Below are 12,141 nucleotides of genomic sequence, written 5' to 3' on the forward strand. Positions count from 1 at the left end.
CGCCACCAGCCCCCGCCGTCCCGCCGCCCCGGCCGGGGCGGCGCGCGGTCAGCGGACCCGGGTCAGCCACTCCAGGGTGCGCCGGACCTCCGCGGAGAAGGGGTGCCCGGGGCCGTGCACGCGCTCCGCGTCGAACAGCAGCCGGGCCAGGGTGTCGTGCGCGGCGGGCCGGTCGCCCAGCGACAGCAGCAGGTGTCCGATCCGCCGCCGCACCTCGAGCGGCAGCCCCGGGTCCGGGTTGGCGTAGTGGTTCTCGAACAGCGGCAGCAGCGACCGGTACTCCGCCAGCGCCGCCGCCGGCTCGCCCAGCTGCTCCAGGCACTGCGCGGCGTCGTAGCGGAACCGCAGCGACTGCGGGTCGCCGGCGGGGAACTCGTCTGCCAGGCGGCGCAGTTCGGGCAGGGCCCGGCGGTACTGGCCGTCGTCCATCAGCGTGGCCGCGTACTGCTTGCGCAGCGACCGCACCACCGGCGAGTGCTCACCGTGCTGGGCGGCCGCGGCCGGGAGGATCCCGCCGAGGATGTCCACGGCCTGCGTCAGGCGGCCCTGGTCGAGCAGGCTGCGCGCCTCGTCGACGGCGGCCCCGATGTCCGGCCGCGGCGGGGCCGTCGGCTGCGGCGGGATCGCCGTGCTCCGGTCCGGCCACGGCGCGTGCGGCCGCAGGAACGGGCGGCTCGGGTCCAGGGACGCCGCCGGCGCGCCCTGCTTGGGCAGCAGCGGCGCGAGGGCCTCGTACACGGCCTGCGCGGAGGCGGGCCGGTCCTGCGGGTCCTTGGCCAGCATGTGGAGCAGTACCGCCTCCAGCTGGTGGGGGATCTCCGGGCGGGTCCGGCGCACGGGCACCGGCGGCTCGTACAGGTGGCGGTGGAGCACGCCGAGCGCGGTGGAGCCGGCGAAGGGCACGTTCCCGCTGAGCAGTTCGTAGAGGAGCACGCCGAGCGCGTACAGGTCGGTGTACGGGCCGACCGCGCCGCCCATCGCCTGCTCGGGCGCCATGTACGCCGGGCTGCCGATCGGCGTGCCGGTGCTGGTGAGGCGGGTGGTGTCGGTGTCCATCACCGAGGCGACACCGAGGTCGAGGACGAGCACGGTGCCGTCCGGGCGGACCATCACGTTCCGCGGCTTGAGGTCGCGGTGCACGATCGGCACCGCGTGCACCGCGGACAGCACCCCGCACAGCTGCGCGACCACCGACACCGCCCACGGCCACGGGTACGGGTCGTGCGAGGCCAGGTGGTCGGCCAGGTTCTCGCCCTCGACGTAGCCCATGACCAGGAACAGCTCGTCGCCGTCGCTGCCCGCGTCGTGGACCGTGACCAGGCCCGGGTGGTCCACCTGCGCCGTCACCCGGCACTCGCGCACGAAGCGGCGCCTGAGCTCCTCGGCGACCGAGCCCGGCCCGGCCACCTTGTCCGGGCGCAGCAGCTTGACCGCGACGCGCCGGTCCAGGCGCTGGTCGTACGCCGTCCACACCTGGCCCATGCCGCCCTGGCCGAGCAGCGAGGCCAGGCGGTAGCGCTCGCCGATGATCCGGCCGTCGTCCGTCACCGGCCCGTGCCCTCACCGTCGGCCGGGGGCCGGTTCGGGTGCGGGGTCTCCTTGCGCAGCAGCTCGCTCAGCTCGTCGAGCTCGGCGCGGACCTGCCCGATGCGCGGCGGGGTGGCGGGGCCGGGCCCGGGCTGCGCCGGGCGCGGCACCGGGGTCGGCGTGTGGTGCACCGGCTGGTGCGGCTGCGGGTAGCCGTACGCCGGCCCGGCCGCCTGCTGCGGGGGCACGTACGGGGCGGCGGGCTGCGGCGGGTACCAGGCGGCGGAGCGGGCCGCGGCCTTGGCCTCGTAGTGCCGGATGTCGGCGACGAGGAAGTAGATGCAGGTGGCGACACCGGTGAGGATCGTGCCGAAGGCGCCGGTGTTGCCCTGCCAGCCGTCGGTGTTCGGCGTCGGGTCCGCGCCGATCAGCGCGAGCCAGCCGACGGTGAGCCCGAAGTTGACGGCGAGGAGGATCCAGTCGGCGGACTTGCGGGTCACGATCGCGAGCCGCAGCATCGTGGCCCATCCCAGGAAGCCGCAGCTGAGGACGGGCAGCAGGGCGAACAGCACGCGCAACGCCACCACACCCCCGGAACTGGGCTGGGGCTGCTGCGGCGGGAGGCCGGGGCCGTGCATCGCTGCTCCTGACGGACCGTGTCGACAAGTTCAGGTCTGAGGGTATACAGCGTTTCCGGCCGCCAGTGAGGGGATGCGCGCAACCGTTGCAGCCTCGCTGCACACCGCCCGGCCCCGCGCCCCCGCCGAGGGGCCGCACCGACCGCCGGCCGGACCGGAACACCGGGCCGGCCTCGTCCCTCCGACCACACTCCCAGGGGGGGGAACAACCATGATGCGGCGAGGCGCCGGCGGCGCTGCCGAGAACGGCCGCGGCCGGGAGCCCGCCAGGGGGACCCGGCCGCCGGCCGGCGGTCAGGAGCCCAGGACCGTCGTCAGGAACTCGCCGGTCCAGGCCAGGAGTTCCCGGCCGACCAGCGGCTTCCCGCCCACCCGCGCCGTCTTCGGCCGCGGCACCAGCACCTGCGACGCCGCCGGCTTCAGCACCGACCCCGGGTAGAGCCGCTTCAGCCGCAGCTCCTGCGACTCCCGCAGCTCCACCGGCCCGAACCGCACGTTCGGCCCCTGGAGGGTGATGTCGCCGACCCCGCAGGCCCGCGCCAGCATCCGCAGACCCGCCACCAGCAGCAGGTTCTCCACCGGCTCCGGCAGCTTGCCGTAGCGGTCGGTCAGCTCCTCCCGCACCGCCTTGACGTCCTCCTCGGAGTTCACCGAGGCGATCGCCCGGTACGCCTGCAGGCGCAGCCGCTCCCCCGGCGCGTAGTCGTGCGGGACGTGCGCGTCGACCGGAAGCTCGATCTTCACCTCCAGCGGCGGCTCCTCCTCCGCCCCGCCCTCGACGGCCGCCCGGTAGTCGGCCACCGCCTCGCCGACCATCCGGATGTACAGGTCGAAGCCGACGCCCGCGATGTGCCCGGACTGCTCCCCGCCGAGCAGGTTGCCCGCACCGCGGATCTCCAGGTCCTTCATCGCCACGTACATGCCGGCGCCCATCTCCGTGTGCTGGGCGATCGTCGCGAGCCGCTCGTGCGCCGTCTCCGTCAGCGGCTTCTCCGGCGGGTACAGGAAGTACGCGTACCCCCGCTCCCGGCCGCGCCCGACCCGGCCGCGCAGCTGGTGCAGCTGCGACAGGCCGAAGTTGTCGCCGCGCTCCACGATCAGGGTGTTGGCGTTCGAGATGTCGATCCCGGACTCGACGATCGTCGTCGAGACGAGCACGTCGAACTTCTTCTCCCAGAAGTCCACCACGACCTGTTCGAGGGCCTGCTCCGACATCTGCCCGTGCGCCGTGGCGATCCGCGCCTCCGGCACGATCTCCCGCAGCCGCGCCGCCGCCCGGTCGATCGACTCGACCCGGTTGTGGATGTAGAAGCACTGCCCTTCGCGCAGCAGCTCCCGCCGGATCGCCGCCCCGATCTGCTTCTCCTCGTACGGGCCGACGAACGTCAGCACCGGGTGCCGCTCCTCCGGCGGCGTCGTGATCGTCGACATCTCGCGGATGCCCGTCACCGCCATCTCCAGGGTGCGCGGGATCGGCGTCGCCGACATCGTCAGCACGTCCACGTTGGCCCGCAGCTTCTTCAGCTGCTCCTTGTGCTCGACGCCGAACCGCTGCTCCTCGTCGACGATGACCAGGCCCAGGTCCTTGAACTTCGTCTCCTGCGAGAACAGCCGGTGCGTGCCGATCACCACGTCCACCGAGCCGTCCTTCAGGCCCTCCAGGGTGGCCTTGGCCTCGGTGTCGCTCTGGAACCGCGACAGCGCCCGCACGTTCACCGGGAACTGGCTGTACCGCTCGGAGAACGTGCCGAAGTGCTGCTGCACCAGCAGCGTGGTCGGGACGAGCACGGCGACCTGCTTGCCGTCCTGCACCGCCTTGAACGCCGCACGCACCGCGATCTCGGTCTTGCCGTAGCCGACGTCGCCGCACACCAGCCGGTCCATGGGGACGGACTTCTCCATGTCCTCCTTGACCTCGGCGATCGTCGTCAGCTGGTCGGGCGTCTCCGCGTACGGGAACGCGTCCTCCAGCTCCCGCTGCCACGGCGTGTCGGGGCCGAAGGAGTGGCCGGGCGCCGCCATCCGCGCGCTGTACAGCTTGATCAGGTCGGCGGCGATCTCCTTGACCGCCTTCTTCGCGCGGGCCTTCGTCTTGGTCCAGTCGGCGCCGCCGAGCCGGTGCAGCGTCGGCGCCTCGCCGCCCACGTACTTGGTGACCTGCTCCAGCTGGTCCGTCGGGATGTACAGGCGGTCGCCGGGCTGGCCCCGCTTGGCGGGCGCGTACTCCACCAGCAGGTACTCGCGGGTGGCGCCCTGCACGGTGCGCTGCACCATCTCGATGTAGCGGCCCACGCCGTGCTGCTCGTGGACGATGTAGTCGCCCGCCTCCAGGGTGAGCGGGTCGATGGACTTGCGGCGCCGCGTCGGCATCCGGCCGAGGTCCTTCACGGCCGTCCGCTGCCCCGTCAGGTCGGTCTCCGTCAGGACCGCCAGCCGCAGCGCCGGGTCGACGAAGCCGGTGGCGAGCGCCCCGCACGCCACGTGGACCAGGCCGGTCGCCAGCTCGCCGAGCCCGGCCTCCAGGCGGGCCGCGATGCCCTCGCCGGAGAGCACCTCGACGGTGCGGGCGGCGGGGCCGTGGCCCTCGGTCAGGTAGACGGTGCGCCAGCCGTCGGCGATCCAGCCCTTGGTGTCGGCGAGCGCGCGGGCGGTGTCGCCGCGGTAGGCCTCCGGGGCCTGCATGCCCAGCTTGAGGGTGTCGGCGGACAGCTCCTCGTCGGCGGCGAACGGCGAGACGGACCACCACATCATGCCGAGCTCGCGCGCCCGGTCGCGGACGTCGGCGATGCCGCGCAGCGAGGCGGCGCCGACGTCGATCGGGGCCTCGCCGCCGCCGGCGGTGGCCGCCCACGACGCCATGAGGAACTCCTGGCTGGTGGCGACGAGGTCCGCGGCGCGCGTGCGGACCCGCTCCGGGTCGCAGACGACGGCCATGGACCCGGCGGGCAGCACGTCGACGAGGAGCTCCATGTCGTCGACGAGGACCGGTGCGAGGGACTCCATGCCCTCCACCGCGATCCCCTCGGCGATCTTGCCGAGGAGTTCGCCGAGCTCGGGGTGGTCCTCGGCCAGGGCCGCGGCCCGCTCGCGGACCTCGGGCGTCAGCAGCAGCTCCCGGCAGGGCGGCGCCCACAGCCCGTGCTCGGCGATCTCCAGGGACCGCTGGTCGGCGACCTTGAAGTAGCGGACCTCCTCGACCTCGTCGCCCCAGAACTCGATGCGCAGCGGGTGTTCCTCGGTCGGCGGGAACACGTCGAGGATGCCGCCGCGGACGGCGAACTCGCCGCGCTTCTCCACCAGTTCCACCCGCGCGTACGCGGCCGCCGACAGCGCCTCGACGACCTCGCCGAGGTCGGTGCTCTCGCCCCGCCGCAGACTGACGGGCACCAGGTCCGCCAAGCCCTTGACCTGCGGCTGGAGCACGGACCGGATCGGCGCGACCACGACCGAGACGGGCCCGGCCGCCGGATCGTCCTTGCTCGGGTGGACGAGCCGGCGCAGGACGGCCAGGCGGCGGCCGACGGTGTCGCTGCGCGGCGAGAGCCGCTCGTGCGGCAGCGTCTCCCACGACGGGAACTCGGCGACCTCGTCCGGCGGCAGGAAGGAGCGCAGAGCGGCGGCGAGGTCCTCGGCCTCCCGGCCGGTGGCGGTGACCGCGAGGACGGTCCGCCCGGTGCGGGCGGCCAGCGCGGCGATCGCGAGGGGCCGTGCGGCGGGCGGGCCGACGAGGTCCACGTGCATCCGGTTGCCGTCCCCGGCCGCGGTGACCGCCTCGGTGAGGGCGGCATCCCGGGTGACGGCGTCGAGCAGTCCGTGCAGGCTCATGAAGGAGGCTTTCCATCCGGTGTAGAGGGCAGCGCGAGGGGCCCGACACGCGCGCGGGCCGGGGGTTCCACCCTACGCCCGCTCCCCCGGCCCCGGCCTCCGCTGCCACACCCCGCACGCTGCCCGCCGGGGCCGTACACGGGCGCGGGCCCCGGCGCGCCCCCGTCGGGGACCTCCGGGGCCCGCGCCGCCCCCGTACGACCGCCGGCTAGTCGCCGGCGATCGCGTCCAGGACGTTCATCCGCCCCGCCCGGAAGGCCGGGACCAGTGCGGCGAACAGGCCGACGAAGGCCGAGGCGGCGAAGACGCCGATGATCGTCGGCCAGGGGATCTCCAGCACCTTCAGCCCCTCCAGTGCCAGCAGCTGCTGGGCGGCGGCCCCCCAGCCCATGCCCAGGCCGAGGCCGAGGAGGGCGCCGAAGAGGGCGATGACGACCGACTCCAGGCGGATCATGCGGCGCAGCTGGCGGCGGGACAGGCCGATGGCGCGCATCAGGCCGATCTCGCGGGTCCGCTCGACCACGGAGAGGGCCAGGGTGTTCACGACGCCGAGCACGGCGACGACGATGGCGAGGCCGAGGAGCCCGTAGACCATGTTCAGCAGCTGGCCGACCTGGTCCTTCAGGTTCTCCTTGTAGTCGGTCTGGTTGAGCACCTGGTACTGCGGATAGGGGGCGAGCGCCGCCTTGACCGCCGCGTACGCCGGCTCCGCCTTGCCCTCGGCTGCCTTGGCCAGCAGCATGAACGGCCTCGGCATCCTCTCCGCCGGCACGTACTGCCCGGCGGTCGCCGTGGACACGTACATGACGCCCTTGTCGAGGTTGCCGTCGTCGGAGGTGATCGCCGCGACCTTCAGCCGGGCGGTCCTGCCGCCGGTGAACGCGACGGTCAGCTCGTCCCCGACCTTCACCCCGTACTCGGCGGCGTAGAGCGAGCCGACCGACATCGCCCCGGCGCCGTACGCCTGCGGGTGCTCGCCCGCGGTCATCTTGCGCCGCACGTCCTGGGCGTAGGAGGGGTCGGTGACGCTGACCTCCTCGTCCACGGTGCGGCCGTCCGGGGCGGTGACCTTGGCGGGGACGCCGCGGTAGGCGGTGACGTGGTCGAGGCCCGCGGTGGCGCGCAGCGCCTGCTCGGCCTGCGGCACGACCGGCTGGCCGGCCGGGGACTGGACGATGTAGTCGGCGCCGACGGACCGGTCCAGCTCGTCGGTCGCGGAGGCGACCATCGAGGACCCGACGACCGACAGGCAGGCGACCAGCGCCAACCCGATCATCAGTGCGGCGGCGGTGGCTCCGGTGCGGCGCGGGTTGCGCAGCGCGTTCCGCTCGGCGAGCCGCCCCACGGCACCGAACGGCCTCAGCAGCGGCGCGGACAGCGCCCGTACGACGACCCCGGCGAGCAGCGGGCCGATGACGACGAACCCGATCAGCGTGAACACCACGCCGAGCCCCAGCCAGGCCGACCCGGCGGCGGCCCGGTCGGCGGCGACGGCCATGGCGAGCCCCGCGGCACCGGCACCGGTGAGGAGGAGCCCCACCGCGGCCCGGATCCGGCCGGCCTTGCGGTCGCCGGGGGTGCCGGCGTCGCGGAGGGCGGCCATCGGGGAGACCTTCCCTGCCCGGCGGGCGGGGACGAACGCGGACACGACGGTCACGACCACACCGAGGACGAGACCGGTGACGGGTGTGGTCCACACCACCGTCAGGTCATCGGTGGACAGGTTCATGCCCATCCGGCCCATCAGCTCCATCAGCCCGACGGCCAGGCCGATGCCCGCGCCGATGCCGAGCGCGGAGCCGATGACACCGAGCAGCAGCGCCTCGACGACCACGGACTTCAGCACCTGCCCGCTCTCGGCGCCGATCGCCCGCATCAGACCGATCTCGCGGGTCCGCTGGGCGACCAGCATCGAGAACGTGTTGAAGATCAGGAAGATGCCGACCAGGAAGGCGATCCCCGCGAAGCCGAGCATCACGTACTTCATGACGTTCAGGAACGACGCGACGTCCTTGCGCCCGGCGTCCGCGGACTCCTTCGCGGTCTGCAGCTTGTACGTGTCCGCACCGACCGCGGCGGCGACGTTCCGCTTCAGCTCCTCGTCGCCGACGCCGTCCGCGGCGGTCACGGCGAGGTGCGTGAACGCGCCCGGCGCACCGAGGAGCTTCTCCTGCGCGGTCGCCGTGTCGAAGTAGACGACGGCCGCACCGGGGTTGGTGACGGTGAACGCGGCGATACCGCTGATCCGCGCCCGGACGTCACCGATCACGGTGACGGCGCGCAGCTCCTGGCCCAGCTCCAGCCGGTGCTTGCGGGCGGTGTCGGCGTCGACCATGACCTCGCCCGGCCCGCCCGGCGCCCGACCCGAGGTGATCTTCATGGACTTGAGCTCGGCGGCGGACCAGTTGGCGGCGATCGTCGGAGCACCGGTGGTGGAGCCGAGGTTCTCGTTCTTCCCGTTCACCAGCGTGACGGACATCGAGACCACCCCGCCCTGCACGTCCGCCACACCGCCGACCCGGCGGACCTGCTCCAGGACCGCCCCCGGCAGCACCTCGGGCCGACCGCTGCGCGGCCCCTCGTCGCCGTCCTGTGCCGCCTTGGGGCTGACGGTGACGTCGGCACCCGTCACGGCGAACAGCTTGTCGAACGTCGTGTTCATGGTGTCGGTGAAGACCAACGTCCCGCAGACGAACGCGACGGACAGCATCACGGCCACGGCCGACAGCAGCATCCGCCCCTTGTGCGCGACGAGGTTCCGCCGCGACGTCTTCAGCACCGCACCCGCGCTCACGAGGTACGCCCCCGCGCGTCGAAGTCCTTCATCCGGTCCAGGACCTGCTCGGCGCTCGGCGCGTGCATCTCGTCGACGATCCGCCCGTCCGCGAGGAAGACGACCCGGTCGGCGTACGACGCGGCCACCGGGTCATGCGTGACCATGACAATCGTCTGGCCGAGCTCGTCGACCGAGCGCCGCAGGAACCCCAGCACCTCGGCCCCCGCCCGGGAGTCCAGGTTCCCCGTCGGCTCGTCACCGAAGATGATCTGCGGCCGCGCAGCCAGCGCCCGCGCCACGGCGACCCGCTGCTGCTGCCCGCCGGACAGCTCCGTCGGCCGGTGCTTCAGCCGCCCCGCCAGCCCCACGGTCTCCACGACCCGCTCCAGCCACTCCCGATCGGGCTTCCGGCCCGCGATGTCCATCGGCAGCGTGATGTTCTCCAACGCGTTCAACGTGGGCAGCAGATTGAACGCCTGGAAGATGAACCCGATCCGGTCCCGCCGGAGCTGCGTCAGCTTCTTGTCCTTCAACCGGGTGATCTCGGTGTCGTCCAGGTGGATCTCGCCGCTGGTGACGGTGTCCAGCCCGGCGAGGCAGTGCATCAGCGTCGACTTCCCCGACCCGGACGGCCCCATGATGGCCGTGAACCGGCCGCGCATGATGTCCACGTCGACGTGGTCGAGAGCCACCACCCGCGTCTCACCGGAGCCGTACGCCTTGACGACCTGGCGCGCCCGGGCCGCGACGGCTGCATGGCCTCCAGTACCCCCGTGCCTGGTTTCGGTCATAGCCGTTGTCACGGTGCTTCCCCTCGTTCGTTTGCCTGTGCGGTCGAGTTTCGGCCGCACAAGGGCCCGGGCGCCCTGGTGCCCCTCGCCGTATCCAGCGGGGGGTTAACCCCACCCCGCCCAGGAACCAGTCAAGAACGCCGCGCAGCGCGCCACCTCCTCCGCCGGGACGAACGTCCCCTGGGCCGTTGTAAGGAGCAGTCCCCTAGGGGATCTGCACCTTTCGGCGGACACGGGACGGGGGTTCCGCCGGAGGGACCGCGGTGAGAAGGTGTCCCCCGGCCAGTACGTGCACGGTGAAAGGATCCGGGTGGGCGCGCAGGAGAGCACCGGCGGGCACCCCGGGGACGCCGCCGCCGGGGACATACCCGCCGACCCGGCCGCGGCCGCCGGACGCCCTCCGGCCTCCGTCGTCGCCGCGCTGATGCTCGCCATGGCGCTCGTCGCCCTGGACGCCTCGGTGGTCGCCACCGCCGTCCCGCAGATCGTCGGCGACCTCGGCGGCTTCTCCGTCTTCTCCTGGCTCTTCGCCGGCTACCTCCTCGCCATCACCGTCACCCTCCCGGTCTACGGCCGGCTCTCCGACACCCACGGCCGAAAGCCGGTCCTCCTCTTCGGCACCGCCCTGTTCCTCGCCGGCTCGCTGCTCTGCGGGGTCGCCTGGGACATGGCCTCGCTGATCGCCTTCCGCATCGTTCAGGGCCTCGGCGGCGGCGCCCTCCAGGGCACCGTCCAGACCCTCGCCGCCGACCTGTACCCGCTGAAGGACCGCCCGAGGATCCAGGCCCGCATGTCCTCCGTCTGGGCCGCCTCCGCCCTCGCCGGCCCGGCCCTCGGCGGGCTCCTCGCCGGATACGCCGACTGGCGGTGGATCTTCCTCGCCAACCTGCCGCCCGCCGGACTCGCCCTCTGGCTGGCCGCCCGCCACCTCGCCGAACCGGCCCGCGCCCCCGGGCGCCGCGCCCCCGTCGACTGGGCCGGCGCCCTCACCATCGCCGCCTGCGGCAGCGTCCTGCTCTTCGCGCTCGTCCAGGGCGGTGTCGCCTGGCCGTGGCTGTCCTGGCCGTCCCTCGCCCTGCTGGCCGCCGGCGCCGCCCTCGCGGCCGCGGTCGTCGCGGTCGAACGCCGGGCCGCCGACCCGATCCTGCCCGGCTGGGTGTGGCGGCGGCGCACCCTCGCCGCCGTGAACCTCGCCCTGGGCGCCCTGGGCCTCCTGATGGTCGCCCCGACCGCGTTCGTCCCCACGTACGCCCAGACCGTCCTCGGCCTCGACCCGGTCACCGCCGGACTCGTCATGTCCGCGATGACCCTCAGCTGGCCGCTGTCCGCGGCCCTGAGCCAGCACGTCTACCGCCGCATCGGCTTCCGCGACACCGCGGCCCTTGGCATCGCGGCCGCCGCCCTGGCCCTCTTCACGTTCACCCTGCTCCCCTACCCGGGCAGCCCGTGGCAACCGGTACTGGTGATGCTCGCCCTGGGCGCGGCCCTGGGCCTGTTCCAACTCCCCCTGATCGTCGGCGTCCAGTCCACGGTCGGCTGGGCGGAACGCGGCACCACGACGGCCTCGGTCCTCTTCTGCCGCCAGGTCGGCCAGAGCCTGGGCGCGGCCCTCTTCGGAGCAGTGGCCAACGCCACGCTCACCACCCGCCTGACCGGCGGCCACACCCTGGAGGCACTCCCCGAAGCCATGGAGGCCGAGGCCGCCGAACCCGTCCGCCAAGCAGTGGCCGCGGCGGTGGACCACGTCTTCCTGGGCGCGACGGCCGCAGCCGTGGCAGCCCTCGCGGTCCTCCTCTTCCTGGCCCCCCGCCGCTTCCCCGTCCTCCCGGACCACCAGTTGTCATGACCGCCGCTCCCCGAGTAGACCTGTCCGACAACCACACGGGGGAGATCACATGACCGCACCACTTCTCGCACTCGCGTTACTGCTCTCACTGGCGGGCCCCCTGGCCTGGCGCCTGCGCCGCAGCCCCGCCTTCATCACCGGCCGCGACGGCCGCCTCTCCACCTCCACGGCCCTGGCCCTCGCCTGGACGGTCATCCTGGTCTGGCTCCTCCTGACGGTCCTCGCCCACGGCCTCACCACAGGCGCCGGCACGGACTACTTCAACGCCGACCCAGGCCCCCTGTCCCCCCTGGCGACCGTCTACCTGCCGCTCCTGGGCGGCCCGTACACGGCCCTCATCGGCGCCAAGGCCGTCGTCGGCATCCGCCTGGAACACGGCACCCTCGCCAAACCGGCCCCCGCCTCACCCCACCGCCCGCTCCGCGAACTCATCGCCAACGACAGCGGCCGCACCGACCTGGTCGACCTCCAGTACGTGGCCCTGAACGCCGTGACGATGCTCTACGTCGTCCTGTCCTTCCTCTCCGACGTCCACGGCGGCCTCCCCGACCTCCCCTCCCAGCTCTGGGCCCTGACCGGCGCCCCCGCGGGCGCCTACCTGCTCAACAAACTGGCGACCCGCCCCAACCCGGTCATCACGGCGGCGTCCCTCACACACGACACCCTCACGGTCCGAGGCGGCGGCTTCACCCCGGACGCCCGCCTGGAGCTGAACGGCACCCCGGTCCCCACCACGGC

General features: G+C 73.5%; 7 protein-coding genes. 2 read left to right on the plus strand and 5 right to left on the minus strand.

Features of this window, described 5'->3' with window-relative positions; genetic code table 11:
- Positions 1-48: 48 nt before the first annotated feature.
- The 5 genes from EF903_RS18495 to EF903_RS18515 form a co-directional block, all read right to left on the minus strand.
- The gene (locus tag EF903_RS18495; RefSeq protein ID WP_312845942.1) at positions 49-1,548 is read right to left on the minus strand and encodes a serine/threonine-protein kinase; all 1,500 of its coding nucleotides are present in this window, start codon (positions 1,546-1,548) and stop codon (positions 49-51) included.
- Positions 1,545-2,165: a hypothetical protein gene (locus EF903_RS18500; RefSeq protein ID WP_125544574.1), complete on the minus strand. Its 621-nt coding sequence runs from the start codon at positions 2,163-2,165 to the stop codon at positions 1,545-1,547. Before EF903_RS18500 ends, EF903_RS18495 begins: the two co-directional genes overlap by 4 nt.
- A 294-nt stretch (positions 2,166-2,459) precedes the next feature.
- A complete protein-coding gene (mfd, locus tag EF903_RS18505) occupies positions 2,460-5,990 on the minus strand; it encodes a transcription-repair coupling factor (protein WP_125544576.1) in 3,531 nt (1,176 codons plus the stop codon).
- 208 nt (positions 5,991-6,198) lie between these two features.
- Complete coding sequence (locus EF903_RS18510; protein ID WP_125544582.1) at positions 6,199-8,724, minus strand: ABC transporter permease; 2,526 nt, start codon at positions 8,722-8,724, stop codon at positions 6,199-6,201.
- A 56-nt stretch (positions 8,725-8,780) separates the two neighbouring features.
- Entirely contained in the window at positions 8,781-9,557 is a 777-nt protein-coding gene (locus tag EF903_RS18515; protein WP_390335818.1) for an ABC transporter ATP-binding protein, read from the minus strand.
- 310 nt (positions 9,558-9,867) lie between these two features.
- Here EF903_RS18515 and EF903_RS18520 point away from each other — a divergent pair, with 310 nt between their 5' ends.
- Both EF903_RS18520 and EF903_RS18525 read left to right on the plus strand, forming a co-directional pair.
- A complete protein-coding gene (locus EF903_RS18520) occupies positions 9,868-11,403 on the plus strand; it encodes an MFS transporter (RefSeq protein WP_399421160.1) in 1,536 nt (511 codons plus the stop codon).
- Between the two features lie 49 nt (positions 11,404-11,452).
- On the plus strand, positions 11,453-12,141 hold a 689-nt coding region (locus EF903_RS18525), incomplete at its 3' end, for a hypothetical protein (RefSeq protein ID WP_185902717.1).

Origin of the sequence: Streptomyces sp. WAC05292 (assembly GCF_003949955.1) — a bacterium.
Lineage (GTDB): Bacteria > Actinomycetota > Actinomycetes > Streptomycetales > Streptomycetaceae > Streptomyces > Streptomyces globosus.

Excerpts from the sequence above, each read along its gene's own strand:
- EF903_RS18500 (WP_125544574.1), bottom strand. The coding sequence starts at position 2,165 with ATGCACGGCCCCGGCCTCCCGCCGCAGCAGCCCCAGCCCAGTTCCGGG.
- mfd (WP_125544576.1), bottom strand. The coding sequence starts at position 5,990 with ATGAGCCTGCACGGACTGCTCGACGCCGTCACCCGGGATGCCGCCCTC.
- EF903_RS18510 (WP_125544582.1), bottom strand. The coding sequence starts at position 8,724 with ATGCTGCTGTCGGCCGTGGCCGTGATGCTGTCCGTCGCGTTCGTCTGC.
- EF903_RS18515 (WP_390335818.1), bottom strand. The coding sequence starts at position 9,557 with ATGACCGAAACCAGGCACGGGGGTACTGGAGGCCATGCAGCCGTCGCG.